Origin of the sequence: Saccharospirillum sp. HFRX-2 (genome assembly GCF_043196805.1) — a bacterium.
GTDB lineage: Bacteria > Pseudomonadota > Gammaproteobacteria > Pseudomonadales > Natronospirillaceae > Saccharospirillum.
The window spans coordinates 133,652-150,072 of record NZ_JBEBMU010000002.1 but is presented as its reverse complement, the minus strand read 5'-3'; the positions used below and the strand labels follow the sequence as shown (position 1 = coordinate 150,072).

Here is a 16,421-nt window from a genome sequence, read left to right as displayed (position 1 = left end):
GCCAAGGGAGAATCAGCCATGATTGGCACGGAGGTAACGACGCACCTCGTCGAGCGTAAAAGGCCAGCCAAGATCGTCACTTGCGCCATCGCAGAGCAGCACCGGAATACGTATGGCGTATCTGTCCATCAAGGCATCACTGTCGACAATATCGACCACCTGCCATTGCAGCGGTTCGGACCGCGCCAACTCTTGCAGCAAAGCCTGCGCCTGCTCACAGAGATGACAACCGAGGGTACTGTAGAGAATGAGATTCGGGGTCGTTGAGGAGGAAGCCACGGGCCGTTCCTATTGGAAAAACGGCCCTATTGTAGAAATCTGCCAGCGCTTTACCAGCGCTCGCTGTCAGGCGTCTTTTTTATCGGCTGACGGGTCAGCAAAGAGCGAATCCAGGAAGCTGCTCAAGCGACCATCGTTACGCGGATGATTGACCAGTGAGTCGACCAAACCTCGCTCCGAGTTCAGTTTATCCACCCAGCGTTGCTGGGCATCGACCAGTTCACGAGCGTATTCGCGCAACGGATCCAGACCGCGCGGCAAGCTCTGAGCTTCACCACCGGCCTGTTGATAGGCAGATACAGCCTTGGTTTGAACCGAACGCATGCTCAGATCCAGTGACGCCAAACTGGTGCCACTGATGCTCAGCGCCTGAGCCTGCTCGAAGGCCACACCCAGGTCGCCGTCGTAGAATTCGTCAGCCAGCTCACCCACTTCTTTCAATAAAGCGGTCAGATCGGATCGTTCTTGATCGTTCAGATCACCTTCGATGCTCAAATCGAACTGACCCGATTCCACCTTGCCCCAGCTCACCGACGACCAGCCATCACCGGAAGATTTTTCCGCCGAGGCTTCGTTACGACGCTCCACACGGATGGTGACCTTATCGCCTTCGGCGGTGGTGACATCCAGTGCAAAGGTGCGCTGTTCGTACTGATAAATACCGATATTGCGATTGCCCTGGCGTGACACCTGCTTGGATTCGTCAGCACTCACCGAGGCGTTGATATCACGATTGGCCAGAACGTCTTCAAGCCGGCCGTAAGCATCATCGATTTTTCCTTTGAGCGCGTCATCCAGCTTGCCCATCGACTCAAGCACATCACGCGCTTCACCAAAGCCCTGCTTGATGCCTTTTTCCGCAGCGGCCCAAAGCTTCTCCATCTCAGCTTCGGAGGCGCCATTAGCCTGGGCCTGAGACAGACGGCCGCGCATAAAGCTCCACAGATTATCGACCAGTTCTTCGACATTAAAATTGCTCGCCGCCGATTGCGACGCGCCAGCTTGTTCGGCTTTTGCAGCTGCGTTGACCGAACCCGCTCCACCGGACTGAGCAGCCTGACCCGAACCGGGGCGCTGGTAACCAGCGATGGATGGCGTCAACGCAGACAAATTGGACAGCATGTTATTCATAGGGCGTCCCCTTCCGGCGCAAACCGGTACTTATCGAATAGGCGGTGCATTCAATCTACTAGCGGCGGTATAGCGCACAACTTGAGTGATGTTTTGTAAAAGCCGGGATTATCAAAAAACAATCATCAATAGCGTTGGATTGTTGATTAATACGTCGTATGATCGCCGTGCTTCAGGTACCACTCGACTGACAGAGGCCCGTCATGGCGAGACTCGATTCGCTGATAATCTTCACCACCGTCGTTAAAGCCAATAATTTTACCAACGCAGCTCATCAACTGGGTTTGACGCCTTCGGCTGTCAGCAAGCAGATTAGCTTGTTGGAAGACCGCCTTGGCGTTCGTTTACTCAACCGTACCACGCGCTCGGTCAGCCCGACCGAAGCCGGACAGCTGTTCTTTAACCGCTGCAGTCGCATCCTCGAAGACCTCGAGGAAGCCGAACATATGGTGAAAGACTTAGAAACATCGCCCAGAGGAACGCTGCGCATCACCGCCACGCCCACCTTCGGCCGCTCCATGCTGATGAAGATCTTCTCCAAGTTTCTGGAGCAATATCCGGACGTGAATTTCGACCTGATTCTGGCCGATAAAGGCCTGGACCTGGTGCGCGAAGGCATCGACCTGGCGATTCATTTGGGTTCGCTGCAGGACAGCCGCCTGGTCGCCCGACCGGTTGCCAAACAGAAGGTCATCCTGACCGCAACCAAAGATTACCTCGACAAGCATGGCATGCCACAACAACTGGCCGATCTGTACGACCACCATATGCTGATGGCGTCCGGTATCGATTTCGCCGAGCCACGCTGGATCAAACGTTTTCTGAAAGAAGCCGGTCTGCAGAATAAAGACCGCCGCTTCACGGTCAACGATCTGGACACCCTGGCCGAAGCCACCACCAATCATATGGGCATTACGGCGCTGCCGTACTATATGGTGCGCGAAGAACTGACCAGTGGACGCATGTTGCATGTGCTGCCGGACATCACCTTCCCCAGCCGGACCATCCATGTGGTCTATCCGGAAAACCGCTACCTGTCCGCCAAGAGCCGGGCCTTTGTCGATTTTATGGCGGCCTATTTCGAAGAACACGATCTCGATAAAGCGGGCTGAAAATCGGACTCACAGACACAAAAAAGCGGCCAATTGGCCGCTTTTTTTATCGCTCAGTGACTCAGCGTAGAAAACGATTCAAGCCAGCATCATTGAACATCCGCTCAATGGCTGCGTCGAACGTTTCGGTCAACATGGTTTCGTTTTCTTGCTCATCGGGATAACGGAAAAACTCGGCAGAACGCTGTGAACGGAAACTGTTGGAGTAGCTGGAGTTGGCTTTGACGATTTCCACCGATACTTCCGCTGCCACCTTGGCTTCTTTGCGTGCTGCGTCGATATCGACCAGTTCGTAACTCAGCTCTTCCAGCGTCACGGTCCACTCAAAATCGGCATTCATTTCAACCGCTTCAAAACCGGCCACTTCCAAAGCGCCGATCACCTGATCGCGCAGTTGTTTGCTCAAATCACCGGAGGCGGTAATAGCAGAACTGTTTTCATAAACCCCGCCGCGCTGACCAATAACGGTGCTGCTGCGACCATCTTCAATATCCACCCAGAAGGTACGGCCGTTACCGGCCGGCAAGCTGTCCGGTGAGACAACGGGTTCGAAGGCGATTTGTTGGGGTGACAGCTGGGCGCAACCGGCCAGCACCGTTGCCACCAATGAAAGCATCAGTACCGGCTTAAACACAGATTTCATAGCGTTCTCCTTGTGTTAACAAAAAGTCTGAATAAACAGACTCGTTAAGTGCGTTGCAAGTTTTCAGTTTTAAGCCGCCTTAACGGAACGGCTCTGGTCGCGCAAAAACTGCCAGTGTGTTTCGGTCGAGCGACTGGCATCAAAACGGTAACCATCCACGTCGAAACCTTTGAGGTCCTCCACCCGGCGGATATCGTTCTCCAGCATATAGCGCACCATCAGACCGCGAGCTTTTTTGGCAAAGAAAGAAATCATCTTGTACTGACCATTTTTCCAGTCACGAAATTCCGGCACGATCACTGGTACCGGTAACCGCTTCGGCTGGATCGCCTTAAAGTATTCGTTCGACGCCAGATTGACCAGTGCCTGTGTCTCATTGCTGCGGATATCCGCCGCCAGTGTATCGGTCAACTGATTGCCCCACCATTGATAGAGGTTTGTGCCACGTTCGGTCGGCAGACGTGTGCCCATTTCCAGACGGTACGGCAGGATACGGTCCAGCGGCCGCAACAAGCCATATAAACCCGACAAAATACGCAGCCGGTCCTGAACTTTGCCAAACGCCTTCTTGCTGAGCGTCGCGGCATCAAGACCGGTATAGACGTCGCCCTGAAAGGCTAACAGCGCCTGTTTGCTGAGTTGCCGATCGAATGGCCACTGCCACTGGCTGAAGCGTTCGACGTTCAAACTGGCCAGCTTCTCACTCAGCGACATCAGTTCGCGCAGATCGCTGACGCTGTAAGTGCGCAGCACATCGACCAGTTCGGCTGCCTCGTCGGCAAAACGAAACTCGGTGCTTTGGTCGGTGATCGCCGGGCTTTCAAAATCCAGCGTTTTGGCCGGTGAAATCACCGCCATCAAGGGAGCTGTTGCCAAGTCTTCCTCCTGTCTCTAGGGTACGACTCACACCTTTATCGTGGGCCGAAAAAATGCAAATTCTGAGAACCTATGTGCCGGACTCTTTTCAGAATTACAACCATCTGGTCTATTGCGAGCAGCAACGCCAGGCGGCAGCAGTTGATCCTTATGACGCTGAGCACCTGATACAGCTGGCCCGGCAACAGGATTTATCTATCAGCGCCATCTGGATTACTCATGAACATGGCGACCACATTCGGCACGTCAACGAACTGAAAGCCGCCACCGGTGCCCGCGTCTTTGCACCGGCCGGCTGTATCGGCAAGCTGGCGGCTGATATCTGGCTTGAAGACAACGACAAGCTAAGCGTCGGTGATGGCCAGGCAAGCTTCTGGTTCACGCCTGGCCATACCCCGGCGCATGGCGTCTTTTACATCGACCAGGACGAACCGGCGCTGATCTGCGGCGACACTCTGTTCAATGCCGGCGTCGGCAATACCCGTTCAGGCAGCACCGATGTGTTGTTTGACAGCATCGAACGCCTGCGTCGCGATACGGCCCGGCAGGCCCGCATCTATCCAGGGCACGATTACCTGCCCAATAACCTCGCCTTTGCGTTAAGCATCCAGCCAGACCTGGCCGCAGCGCGCGATCTCAAGACCGAGGCCGACGCCCAGACGCCCGACACCCGCACCATCACGACGTTCGAGCAGGAACTGAGCTTCAATCTGTTTTTGCGTCTGGACGACTCTGAACTAGCGGAAGCGCTGGCCGAACGGGATTATCCGACCAGCAATGCGCTGGAGCGCTTCCGCGCCTTGCGCAGCTTACGCGACCAGTGGTGATCAGGGACACGGATAGGGATAGCGACGGTGCACCGCCTCAATGTCAGCCAGTACCGCTGAGCTGAGCACCAGCTCGTGACTGTCGATATTGCTCTTAAGCTGCGCCATCGTGGTCGCGCCGATGATATTCGAGGTTAAGAATGGCCGGTCATTAATGTAAGACAGCGCCATCTGCGCCGGGTCCAGACCATGGTCGCGCGCTACCTGGACATACTCATCCACGGCAGCCTTACCATTGTCAGTGCTGTAACGCTGGAAGCGATCGAATAGCGTCAAACGGGCACCTTCTGGCTTGGCGCCTCCGGCGTATTTACCGCTCAGAGTACCCATTGCCAGCGGCGAATAAGCCAGTAAACCGACATCTTCACGGTAAGCCATTTCCGCCAGGCCCACTTCAAAGCTGCGGTTGAGCAGGTTGTAGGGGTTCTGAATGGAGTCGATGCGCGCCAGCCCTTCTTCACGCGACAGACGCAGATACTCCGACACACCCCAGGCTGTTTCGTTAGAGACGCCAATGCGACGGACCTTGCCCTCGCGAACCAGCTCATCGCAGGCACGCAGAGTCTCTTCAATGGTAACGACGTCTTCTTCTTCGACAACGCTGTAGCCCAGCTTACCGAAGGTGTTGGTGCTGCGGTCCGGCCAATGCAACTGGTACAGATCGATATAGTCGGTCTGCAACCGCTTCAGGCTGCCCTCGGCCGCCTCTTTGATCTGTTCGCGCGACAGCCGCGGACCACCGCGAACATCCTTACGGTCACTGCGGCCAAACACCTTGGTCGCCAGTATCACTTCCTCACGCCGACCGGTTTTTGCAAACCAGCTACCAATGTACTCCTCAGTGCGACCGTAGGTTTCCGGGCGCGGTGGCACTGGGTACATCTCAGCGGCGTCAAAGAAATTGATGTTACGCTCACGGGCGTAATCCATCTGCTCGTGGGCGTCTGCTTCGCTGTTTTGCTCACCCCAGGTCATGGTACCCAGGCAAATTCGGGAAACTTCGAGGTCGGATCGACCCAAACGACGATATTCCATCAATTCAAACCCTGCCAACTTGAATGCGAACCTCTATAATACGGGCAGATTCTACTTAATTCGACGGGGCACTATGTCACGCAGCAAGAAGAGCCGGTCCTTAAAAGGCAAACTCAACGTCAAAACCGGTTCCAAGAAAGACTTTATCGGTCAGGGCGAGAAAGGTCAGATTCCTTCTCATAATCGCCTGGCCAAACACAAAAAGCGGCAGAAGTCGGCTTACCAGAAATACCTGGAAGCCAACAATCTGACTGACAGTACCGCAGGCACCCAGTCCAAGCCGGCGTTGCCGCGCTATAAACAGATTGAAACTGAAGAAGCACCGATTGAGGCCGATAGCGAAGAGACCAATAAAGGCTTTGATGAATTGAGTGGCGATGAGCTGCTCGATCGTTTCGATAGGTCCTGAAGATGCGTTTGTTTTGCTCACTGTTATTTGTCGCCCTGCCCGCTTTAGCCGCGGCGGAAGATTTTGGTCAGGCGCTGTGGGGCGCCAGCATCGATGACGTGCGTCAGGCGGAAACCCGCACTAACCGCACGCCCTTTGGCGAAACCGGCTATCTGATTTATGAAGCCAATTTGCCAGACATCCATGTCACCCGCCTGGTGTACCAGTTCACCGGCGGGCAGCTGTCGCAAGGACGCTTCCTGTTTAAACCTGCACCGGATGCGCCCATACAATCCTGGATCGACCAATTCGAACAGGTGCGGCACCTGATCAGCCGTCAATACGGTGAGCCAGGCAGCGAAGAGGTGTTGACACCGACCGCTGGCAACGCCCCGGAACAAATGGATTGGGCAACGGCGCTGAGCGAAGACCGGCTGATTCTTAAAACCCGCTGGCAAACAGAGCGAACCGAACTGATCCAACAACTGGCCTGGACGGGCGATCGGCCCTATCACCAGGTGATCTATCGTCCGCTGACCCCGGTCAGCCCTGCCGACGGTTTGTTTTGACCGCAGCCGACACCCACCAGACGAAGCCGCGCCTGACCAGTGTCGATCAGATCCGTGGTGTCGCCCTGGTGCTGATGGCGCTGTTTCATTTCAGTTACGATCTCAGCCTATACGGCTATCTGTCTTTCGATTCCAAAGCGCCGTTCTGGGCCATTTTCCGCGGCATCATCGTCGTGCTGTTCTTTGCCACTGTTGGTATCAGCCTGGTACTGGCCAACCGTGATGGCATGCGCTGGCCGGCTTTCTGGAAACGCGAGGCGAAGATCGTCGCAGGCGCCGCTGCAATCAGCCTGGCGACCTGGCTGGCGTATCCTCACGCCTGGGTCTGGTTCGGCGTGTTGCATTTTATTGCCGTCGCCAGTTTGTTGGCCGTGCCAGTTATTTTTTATCCACGTATTGCCCTGATTCTGGGTATCGCCATCCTGGCGCTGTTCAATATCACTGACTGGTTCAACCTGCAGCCCTTGCATCGCGCTCTGGCCGGACCCTTGCACCTGCCTACGGCGACCGTCGATCTGACCCGCTTGATTCCCTGGCTGGGTATGGTCTATATCGGCATCTATCTTGGCCATCGCCGTCTGTTCGGAGTACACCACCTGCCTCTTGGACCTTTCACTCGACCGCTGGTGTGGCTGGGTCAACACAGCCTTGGCTTTTATCTGCTTCATCAGTTGCCACTGTTCGGCCTGGCCTGGTTAATACACTGGTTGATACAAAGCAGCGTCTGAGCCTGGCAAGTGATAAGCTGCCATATTCAATCTGATTTTTTATATCCATGCCCACCAAACTGAATCTTCTACTCGGCTGGTTGCTGTTAACTGTCACGACAACGACGCTGACACAGGCAGAACCCATCGACCAGCAACGCCCTTCCATTGCCTTGGTGCTCGCCGGCGGTGGTGCCCGGGGGCTGTCCCATATCGGCGTGCTGCGGACACTGGAAGAACTCAGAGTGCCGGTCGACTGTGTGGTCGGCACCAGCATGGGCGCACTCGTGGGTGGCCTCTATTCAGTGGGTATGAATTCCACAGAAATTGCCGCCATTCTTGATGAACACAGCCTGGTGGAGTTTTTCAATGAACGACCACCGCGTCAGTCAATCCAACAAAATTTACGCGCCTACAGCTATCGTTCGCTATTTGGTTTTTCGATCGATACCCAATACGGCTTGCCAGTGCCTTCCAATGGCATTGCTTCGGGTTATCGATTTGAGCTCTTTATGAAAGAATTGATTGGCACCGGCTACGCCGTTGTCGATCTTGATTTCGATACCCTGCCGACACCTTTTCGCGCCGTCGCCACCGATCTGGACAGCGGTGAAGAACGGATATTCAGCGCAGGTAACCTGCCCCAAGCCATGCGTGCCAGCATGTCGCTGCCCGCGTTAATTGCTCCTTTGACGATTGATGGCCGGCACTACGTCGATGGTGGTTTAGTGCAGAATTTTCCGGTCGCCGCCGGGCGTGAGCTGTGTGGCGATGTGGTGATCGGCGTCAGCTTACGCATCAAAGACCGCTGGAATGCGCAGTACGATTCATCCTTTGATGTCGCCAACCGTTCCGTTGAAATCCTGATGGATCAGAACGTCGTGCAGTCACAGCAGCTGTTGTCTGAGAACGATATTTTGATCGAACCGGATATGCAGAAATTCACCTCGGCGGATTTCGATCTATACACAGACATCATCAATCAGGGCGAAATTGCGGCCCGCCTGCGCCACGCTGACCTGGCCCAGTTGTCACTGTCACCCGAGGACTATCAACAGTGGCAACAACAGCGACAGGCCCGGCGGCGGGATAACATTCACATCACCCGCATCACCACGGCCGCAAATCTTGAGTTTAATGATCAGGTCATCATGAGAGACATCACCGCTGACGCCGGTGAAGATTTCGACCTGACACGACTGCACAATGATATTTCCAACATCTACGGCCGTGGCGATTACACCTACGTCGGTTATCAGATACGTACCTACGATTCCGACGACTACGGCACCATCGAAATCTATGCCGATTCCAAACCCGAAGGTCACGGCTATTTACGTTTCGGCCTGGATGTCGCCACCGACGACTCACGGCAAGCCCAGATCAATGTCAGCACCAGTTATCGCCAGCCCTGGATCAATGATCACAACGGCGAACTTCGCCTCGATTTACGCCTGGGTACCGACTTCCTTTTTCGCAGTGAATTTATTCAGCCGTTGTCGCTGACCGACGGTAGTTTTATTGCCGGACATCTGAGCAGCAGCCGCTATTTCAATGAAATTTATTACGGTAACACCCGGGCAGGAAATACCCGCCTGACCACCAGCGAGGTGGGCTTTGATCTGGGCATCACCGGTGCCCGCGGAGAGATTCGCCTCGGTACTTTCGCCACCGATGTGGCCGGCAAGCACGACCTGGGATTGTCGGCTGACACCATCGAACCATTCGAGCGTTTTCAGGCCGGTTACCGGCTAAACGCCATCTATGATCAACTCGATTCTTTCGGTTATCCAAGACGCGGTCTGCTGTTCCGACTGGACGCTTTTGAAACCACCGAAAAATGGGGCTCGGATGACGACTACACTAAGGTTTCCGCCAAGCTGATCAAGCCACTGTCCAGCGGCAGTCATCATTTAAAAATTCAGCTCGAAGCCGGTGATACCTTTGGTGATCACACCGAGCAATTGTATTTTTATGACGGTTATAAACTGGGTGGTCCGGGTCGTTTATCCGGTTTGAATCTGAACCAACTGACGGGTTTGGAATATCAGCTGGCAACGGCAGAATATTATTATCGTTTATCCGACATGCCGGACTTTTTCGGGCGCGGTCTGTTTTTAGGAACCGGACTGGAAGCCGGTCGTATCGAGGATGAACTTATGGTTAATCCCGGTGACTGGGTTACTTCGGCCAGCCTGTTTGCCGGCATGGATACGGTATTGGGAAAAATGCAGCTCACTCTGGGCCATGCCAGCCTTGATAGAACCGCTTTCTATTTCACCCTGGGCCATCGCTTTTGACGCAGTGGCGAGTACCACTGTACTCGCCACCTCGCCTTATTCAGCGTTCATCTTCCCAGATAACCACGCCACCGGTGACATCATTCAGGCGCTCGCTGTACACCTCTTCCAAATAACTGCGGCGTAATTTGAGCGTTGGCGTCAATCGCTCGTTTTCAATACTCCAGGGCTCTTTCGCCACCAGAATGCCTTCGAGTTTCTGATGACTTTCCAAGGTGGCATTCAATTCTTCCAGAGTACGTCGTAACGACCGACTTAAACTGTCTCGATCAGCATTGCGGCGATGTTCAGCCAGCACTACAACGGCCGCCGGCTGGGTACGGCCAGCACCAATCACACAGACTTGCTCGATATCCGGATTACCGGACAAGCGGCTTTCCAGCGGTACCGGCGCCACATATTTGCCCTTGGTGGTTTTAAATTCTTCTTTCAGCCGACCAATGATGCGGAACGCCCCGTCGGCCGTTTGCTCAGCTTTATCGCCGGTACGAAACCAGCCATCCTGAAAGGCTTCAGCGGTCGCTTGGGGGTTGTTGTAATACTCCTCGAAAACGGCATCGCCGCGAATCAGTAATTCACCATCATTAGCGATTTTCATCTCCACGCAGGCCAGCGGCACACCAATGGTGCCCATGCGCTCAGCCTTAAATGGCATATTGCACGCCGATAGACCGGTGGTCTCACTCATGCCCCAGCCTTCGCAAATATTGATGCCCAGGCCGTGATACCACTGCAACAAAGTCGGCGCGATCGGCGCCGAACCGGAACCGAAGGTATGCACGGAATCGAGGCCGAGACCGGCGCGAATCTTACGTGCCACCAGCTTGCCCAGCAGTGGAATCTTAAGCAGTTTCTGCAGTTTCTCGGCGGGCATTTTTTCGTGCACACCGACCTGAAAACGGGTCCACAAACGCGGTACCGACAAGAAGGTCGTGGGCCGGGCCACTTTCAAGTCGTCGACAAAGGTATCCAGCGATTCAACAAAGTAGATCGGGCCGCCGGTATACAGTGCTGTGCCTTCCACCACACCGCGTTCTGTAATGTGTGCCAACGGCAGGTAGGAAATACCTCTGTCTTGCGGCGTCATCCCAACCAGCTCGCGGTTGGTGGTTGAGGCTGCCGCGTACTGCAGATATTTGAGCACCACACCCTTGGGCTTACCGGTACTGCCAGAGGTGTAGACCAAGGTCATGACGTCATTGAGACTGATATCGGCAACCGTGGCCAAGGGCTCATGCTGGGCGATCCAGTCCTCCCAGCGATGATCATGTGCAATGGTCTGATACGGAAAACCAATGCGCACAATGCTGCCGTCGAATACCGCCTCACCCGCTGCAAAATCGTCCAGCTTGCCGACAAAAACCGCCTTGGCACCGCTGTCATTGACAATATGGCGGATGGTGTCTTCACCCGCCGTTGCATAGATGGGGACGCTGATCATTCCGGCCATCATGATGGCCCAGTCAGTAATAAACCACTCAGCACTGTTCTTGGCGAAGATAGCGACGCGATCACCGGGTTTGAGCCCCAGGGAAAGCAGCCCCTGGGCAATACGGCGGGCGTTGTCGTCGACCTGGCGCCAGGTCCAGATTTTCAGTTGGCGGTTAACGGGTTGGTGCAGGAAAGGCTGATCGCCGCGTTCAGCAACATGGCGGGCCAGTTCGGCCAGGGGAGTCTGGTAGGTCATAAGGGTATCCATTCTTTTTGATGTTTTATTGGACCACTTCAGTATTGACCAAAGTCACGCTGGAAGCACCCTGTCGGCAGTGTAAAAACGCCATTCCTGATCCCGCCGCCACAATGGCGCGCGGATGACCCGGGACGCTGATTTTCGGTAAACTGCCTCGAGGTCCGCCAAGGTTGAACCCTGTTATGCGCCAATCACCACCTTCGCTGTTGTACGCTCTGATTGCGGCTGTCGCCTTCGCCCTGAGCACTGCCATCCTGGCGCTGACCGATTTTGGTAATAACAGCCGCCTTGGCCAGTTGCGCACCGAGAATCAGCAATTGCAGCAACGCACTGAGATCCTGCGCAATGCCCTCGCCCGCTTCAATGAAGATCAGGACGAGGTAAGCGTTGTGATTGAGGAGCTCGAAACAGAATTGGCCGAGGTTCGGCGCAATTACGCCAGGCTTGGCGAGACCGCGGAACAGGTTCGCCAACGCCTGGAAAACGCCAATGATCGTCTGAAGCGATTCGAGAGTTTAGAGAGCGAACTGCAGCGGCTTACACGAACCAACGAAGAACTGCAGGAACGCAATGACATCCTGGTCGAGCGCCTTGAGGCCAGCCGTGCAGCGCTGGACCGCTTGCAACAGCAACGCAACGCCCCACTAAACCCAACCGTCGACCTCTACTAAAGCGATGTGTACTTATCGCCCCAGGCTCGTTCGAAATACGCAATAACAGCCGCCTTGGCAGTGTCAAAATCAACAGAAAAGTCCTGATAATAAAGACCGTAACGCTCACATTCGGCACACAGATATCGGCTGTAGTCGACGCCTTCTTCCACCAAACGATGCAAGTCGGCATCCGACATGTCGATGGTCCAGCTATTGGGTAGATGGTAGTGACGCTTAATTTGCGCAACGTGCTGAGACACGACAACGTTCTGATAACCCACAAAACAGGCTGGCAAAGCAAAACCGAGTTGATCCGATAGCTGCGCCACCTGCCAGGGCAAAACCTCACCTTCCACCAGATAACTCAATCCGGTTTCGTGCATATTGATGAGCAGAGCACGCACAAAAGGCCAGAGTTGTTCACTCACGGCTATCGATGAAGCGTCAGTATCCAGCGGGTAAGATGGTACGGCTTTGGAGAGTGCCATCTTGATGGGATCAATGGACAAATATGGTACGCCGAGCCGAGGTAACAGCTCTCGTGAAATCAGGCTTTTGCCGGTTCGGGATGCTCCACCGAGAATCAATACAGCACTCACTGGAAAGTCGCCGCAATAAAACAAAGCAGTGGTTTGGTTATCCAGAATAACATCATAACGCTGAGCAGTCGGCCGATTGATAAACCAGTATTTCGGCACGCCTCTGACAATGCAAGGTATCGCGTGAGCCGGACTACCCCAGCTCACGCTATGCCAAGCTCAGCTGCTTTAAGCGGTCACTTCAAACACCTTGTTGAAGTCGAACCGATTGTCGGTATCGATGTACAGCTTGAGCTTCCGTGAGATCTCCGAGGCTGAAAAGATACCCCGAATTCGGCCATGCTCACTGTCGATCACCAAACAGTGCTGTTGATGCACATTTTTAAGCACCTGGATAACGTTGCCAATCGTCGCTCTTTTCACTTGCGCAATGTCCAGCGCAGCGAGTTGTTTCTTCGGAGTCATCAGGTCGGTTACGTCGATCTCATCACGACGATAACCCTCGGACACACGCTGCACGATCTTGCGTTCAATCAGGTCATCGGCGGTTATCACACCAACAAAGTGGTTGCGGTGGTTAACCACCAGCAGCAGTCGCACGTGAGTGGTCATCATCACTTTCCTGGCATCCAGGGCCGAGGTAGCCACTTCGATCACTCGGGGCTGCACGGTCTCGAAGTCGGTGAAGAAGTCGACGGCCGGAGAATTCTGCGAGAGCACCTCGCCTTGTTCCGGCCAGGCCAGCTCATTGATGTCGCTCAGCGGATATAAGGTCATGTTTTTCATAGCACTGTCTCCTACCCGTTGCGGCCATAAAAGGCCCGTCAAGCGGGTACTAAAGGTGTTTATGCCAATATTGAAAGTGAAACGTTATGGGTTAACTAGCAGAGACAGACAGGAGGTGCCCGGATGAGCTTTGAGCCAGAGTGATTAAGGTCAAGAAGGTCGGACGATGAAGGACGCCGGAGCGTCGTTTCAAGCAACAGGAATGGGTGGCGACGGTGAGAGGTGACCAGTCCACTGTCATCGCTTTCAAAAGCATGGCCGGACCAATCCGTCGCGTCGACTGCCTCAGCCACATTGCCGATAAGCGAAACGCTGTCCGCAGGCTCGTCGCAAGCAAAGGTAGCGCCCGCGTAAAGCAGCAATAGCGGTAACAAAAACAGCGGTAATAAGATGCGATGCATAAACCGATCACCTCTGCCATCAGTATTGCTGAGCATTCGGGCATGCGCAAATTCATTCGCAAATAAAAGTGCAGCGATGCCGGGACCTGGGCAAAGATGGAACCACCAGCTGAGAGACCGAGCCCCGGTCTAGCGGCTACCGATACTTGTTGGTCGGCTTGAACCCGCTCTGCTCCGGTTGACGGCGATCACGCACCCAGACTTCGCCATTGGGGTGCAGGCCCCCGCCCCGACTGGCCGGTACCGCCGAATGACGGGCGCGATGCAGCAGACGGGTGTCGGCTTTGCCGACCTTGGGATGCAAACCGCCGTTATCGGCCACGGCTTTGTCCCAGACCGCCTTGCGCGCCTGATAAGTCGCCGGGTCGGCCAGTTCGGTGCAGTTGAGTTCGTTGGTGTTGAGATCAGCGATGACCTCGTCACCGTCTTCCACCAGGGCAATAGGACCACCCAGAGCCGCTTCCGGCCCGACATGACCAATCACCAGTCCCACCGAACCGCCGGAGAAACGCGCGTCGGTCATCAGCGCCACAACAATGCCCTTTTCCCGGCACAGAGCGGTGATGCGTGAGGTGGGGTCGAGCATTTCCGGCATGCCGGGGGCGCCGGTCGGGCCGCAATAGCGGACGATGATCATGTCGTTGTTGCGGAAGCCGTCCGGACGCTGATCGAGTTCGGTCAGCAGATCGAGTTCTCCCTCGAAGACGCGGGCGCGGCCTTTGAACAGATTATCGTCGAGTCCGCCCTCGACACCGGCGAGTTTAAGAATGGCGGAAAAATCGGGCGACAGGTTGCCACCCAGCAGCCGCAGTCCGCCAGTGGGCTTATAGGGCGCACTGACCGGCAGAATGACTTCGCCGTCCGGCGCTGGTGGATCAAGCGCCTCGATTTGCTCGGCCAGGGTCTGACCAGTACAGGTCATGGTAGCGCCGTTCAGCAGGCCGGCATCGAGCAGTTCCTTGACGATAACCGGCACACCACCGACCCGGTCGATGTCGAGCATGGAATACTTGCCATAAGGACGGGCGTTGGTCAGCACCGGGACGATGTCGCGCGACAGCTGGTTGAATTCTTCCGGGGTCATGATGTCGCGCCAGAAGTGCTCATAACCGGCAGCCCGGGCGATCTCCGGGGTATGCAGAACCACATTGGTCGACCCGCCTACAGCCATCGCCACAATCAGGGCATTGCGCAACGAATCGGGGCTGACGATGTCGCGCGGTTTCAGCCCGCTGTCGATCATCCGCGCCAGGTACTCGACCAGTTGCCCGGCGAATTCCTGTTCACGACGCGGGTCATCCGAGGCGGCCGCCACCATATGCAACGGCTGCAGGCCGAGCACACCGATAAAGGTTTGCATGGTGTTGTAGGTGAACATACCGCCACAACTGCCGATGCCCGGACAGGCATGAGCCGATACCCGCTCGCGCACGGCGGCATCCGGATTCCCGGCCGCCTGATAGGCGCTGACGATGTCCAAAGCCTCGCCGGTTTGCGGGTCGCACCCAGGCCGGATGGTGCCGTCCGACATGATGATGGCCGGCTCGTTGTGTTCGAGCACGGCAGAGAGCGTGCCCACCGGCGGCTTGTCACAGGCGACCACAGCAATCACACCGGCCAAGCCGGTGGCTTCCAGGTGCTCGCACAGGCTGTCCTGCGTCACTTCGCGTCCGATCAGCGAATAGCGCATCTCCGCCGTGCCGTTACGAATACCATCCGAGGTGGCGATGGTGAATTCGGGCTGCACCAATCGATAGGGAAGCTGCCCAGGCGCACGACCAATACGGGATTTCAGCTGCGCATGAATGGCCTCCACCTTGCCTTGCACGCCCAGGTAACACTGGCTGTCACCCTTGGTGCCGACCACCCCGACCGAGGGCTCGTGAATCAGCTCAGGGTCTGTGCCCAGTTCTTTGGCCATACCGATGCTCTGCGCCGAGCGGCCGGGGTGACGGTCGATAAGGACGATTCGTTGTTTGGCCATTGGTTACCTCCGACATACAGACCACAGATGAGGGTTTATACAGCAGTAGTCGCCATTGTCAGACTTGACCTGTGCTTGCGCAATTGAAGTAAACGGACTGCAGCATTGCGTTAATTACCACACAGTCAGGCTTTCACAGCGCGCCTTTATAGACAACCTGGTTATCGGGCGGGTAAGCAGTTAGATGGTGGTGGCTTTACTGTGAGCCCGGCGGCATCCAGCGGTGGGAGGCCGATAGGAACATCCAGAAATAGATACAGGCTGGGAGTTCGCGACATCTTGCCGCAATAAAAAAAGCCGACCCATATGGATCGGCTTTTCAGTATTTGGTGGAGCTAAGCGGGGCTCTGGCCGGTCGCACAGCGAGCCGAAGCATGCTTCGGCAGGCCAGAGCGCCGGCACACGGATGTGCCGGCTGGAAGCCCCCGCAGGGATGCCCTAATACCTGTAGCATCCCAGAAATAAAAAAAGCCGACCCTGTCGGATCGGCTTTTCAGAATT

At 55.5% G+C, this 16,421-nt stretch carries 16 protein-coding genes; 7 read left to right on the top strand and 9 right to left on the bottom strand.

Going from position 1 to position 16,421, the window contains the following annotated elements:
* Window positions 1-12: 12 nt before the first annotated feature.
* Together ABMA60_RS07255 and ABMA60_RS07250 are read right to left on the bottom strand one after the other, a co-directional pair.
* Entirely contained in the window at window positions 13-279 is a 267-nt protein-coding gene (locus tag ABMA60_RS07255; RefSeq protein WP_392800855.1) for a glutaredoxin family protein, read from the bottom strand.
* Window positions 280-345: 66 nt separating this feature from the next.
* Window positions 346-1,410: a DUF5610 domain-containing protein gene (locus tag ABMA60_RS07250; RefSeq protein WP_392800852.1), complete on the bottom strand. Its 1,065-nt coding sequence runs from the start codon at window positions 1,408-1,410 to the stop codon at window positions 346-348.
* Window positions 1,411-1,613: 203 nt separating this feature from the next.
* Between ABMA60_RS07250 and ABMA60_RS07245 the strand changes: the two genes are divergently transcribed.
* Window positions 1,614-2,522, top strand: coding sequence for a LysR family transcriptional regulator (locus ABMA60_RS07245; RefSeq protein ID WP_108165183.1), 909 nt, complete (start codon window positions 1,614-1,616; stop codon window positions 2,520-2,522).
* Window positions 2,523-2,583: 61 nt separating this feature from the next.
* On the opposite strand, the gene ABMA60_RS07240 is transcribed toward ABMA60_RS07245, so the two are convergent.
* Both ABMA60_RS07240 and yaaA read right to left on the bottom strand, forming a co-directional pair.
* Entirely contained in the window at window positions 2,584-3,165 is a 582-nt protein-coding gene (locus ABMA60_RS07240) for a YajG family lipoprotein (protein WP_392800848.1), read from the bottom strand.
* A 69-nt stretch (window positions 3,166-3,234) separates the two neighbouring features.
* Window positions 3,235-4,041: a peroxide stress protein YaaA gene (gene yaaA / locus ABMA60_RS07235; RefSeq protein ID WP_392800845.1), complete on the bottom strand. Its 807-nt coding sequence runs from the start codon at window positions 4,039-4,041 to the stop codon at window positions 3,235-3,237.
* A gap of 53 nt (window positions 4,042-4,094) precedes the next feature.
* Here yaaA and ABMA60_RS07230 point away from each other — a divergent pair, with 53 nt between their 5' ends.
* Window positions 4,095-4,868 (top strand): MBL fold metallo-hydrolase, encoded by a 774-nt coding sequence (locus ABMA60_RS07230; protein WP_392800843.1) that lies wholly within the window; start codon window positions 4,095-4,097, stop codon window positions 4,866-4,868.
* On the opposite strand, the gene ABMA60_RS07225 is transcribed toward ABMA60_RS07230, so the two are convergent.
* Window positions 4,869-5,903, bottom strand: coding sequence for an NADP(H)-dependent aldo-keto reductase (locus tag ABMA60_RS07225; protein WP_392800840.1), 1,035 nt, complete (start codon window positions 5,901-5,903; stop codon window positions 4,869-4,871).
* 73 nt (window positions 5,904-5,976) lie between these two features.
* Here ABMA60_RS07225 and ABMA60_RS07220 point away from each other — a divergent pair, with 73 nt between their 5' ends.
* The 4 genes from ABMA60_RS07220 to ABMA60_RS07205 are packed head-to-tail and all read left to right on the top strand — an operon-like array spanning window position 5,977 to window position 9,867.
* Window positions 5,977-6,312: a hypothetical protein gene (locus ABMA60_RS07220; protein ID WP_392800837.1), complete on the top strand. Its 336-nt coding sequence runs from the start codon at window positions 5,977-5,979 to the stop codon at window positions 6,310-6,312.
* Between the two features lie 2 nt (window positions 6,313-6,314).
* Entirely contained in the window at window positions 6,315-6,860 is a 546-nt protein-coding gene (locus ABMA60_RS07215) for a hypothetical protein (RefSeq protein ID WP_392800834.1), read from the top strand.
* Window positions 6,857-7,588 carry a heparan-alpha-glucosaminide N-acetyltransferase gene (locus ABMA60_RS07210; RefSeq protein WP_392800831.1) on the top strand — a complete coding sequence of 244 codons (732 nt, stop codon included), beginning with the start codon at window positions 6,857-6,859 and terminating at the stop codon, window positions 7,586-7,588. The genes ABMA60_RS07215 and ABMA60_RS07210 overlap by 4 nt, the downstream gene beginning before the upstream one ends.
* Before the next feature lie 47 nt (window positions 7,589-7,635).
* Window positions 7,636-9,867, top strand: a complete 2,232-nt coding sequence (locus tag ABMA60_RS07205) for a patatin-like phospholipase family protein (RefSeq protein ID WP_392800828.1) — start codon at window positions 7,636-7,638, stop codon at window positions 9,865-9,867.
* A gap of 40 nt (window positions 9,868-9,907) precedes the next feature.
* Here ABMA60_RS07205 and ABMA60_RS07200 read toward each other — a convergent pair whose 3' ends face one another.
* Window positions 9,908-11,554 carry an AMP-binding protein gene (locus ABMA60_RS07200; RefSeq protein ID WP_392800826.1) on the bottom strand — a complete coding sequence of 549 codons (1,647 nt, stop codon included), beginning with the start codon at window positions 11,552-11,554 and terminating at the stop codon, window positions 9,908-9,910.
* A gap of 185 nt (window positions 11,555-11,739) precedes the next feature.
* Here ABMA60_RS07200 and ABMA60_RS07195 point away from each other — a divergent pair, with 185 nt between their 5' ends.
* Complete coding sequence (locus tag ABMA60_RS07195) at window positions 11,740-12,228, top strand: hypothetical protein (protein WP_392800823.1); 489 nt, start codon at window positions 11,740-11,742, stop codon at window positions 12,226-12,228.
* On the opposite strand, the gene ABMA60_RS07190 is transcribed toward ABMA60_RS07195, so the two are convergent.
* From ABMA60_RS07190 to ABMA60_RS07180, 3 genes are all read right to left on the bottom strand, one after another.
* The gene (locus tag ABMA60_RS07190) at window positions 12,225-12,809 is read right to left on the bottom strand and encodes a hypothetical protein (protein WP_392800821.1); all 585 of its coding nucleotides are present in this window, start codon (window positions 12,807-12,809) and stop codon (window positions 12,225-12,227) included. The genes ABMA60_RS07195 and ABMA60_RS07190 overlap by 4 nt on opposite strands.
* A gap of 168 nt (window positions 12,810-12,977) precedes the next feature.
* Window positions 12,978-13,535 carry a CBS domain-containing protein gene (locus tag ABMA60_RS07185; protein WP_392800818.1) on the bottom strand — a complete coding sequence of 186 codons (558 nt, stop codon included), beginning with the start codon at window positions 13,533-13,535 and terminating at the stop codon, window positions 12,978-12,980.
* Between the two features lie 537 nt (window positions 13,536-14,072).
* Complete coding sequence (locus ABMA60_RS07180) at window positions 14,073-15,920, bottom strand: dihydroxy-acid dehydratase (protein WP_392800815.1); 1,848 nt, start codon at window positions 15,918-15,920, stop codon at window positions 14,073-14,075.
* Window positions 15,921-16,421: the final 501 nt, after the last annotated feature.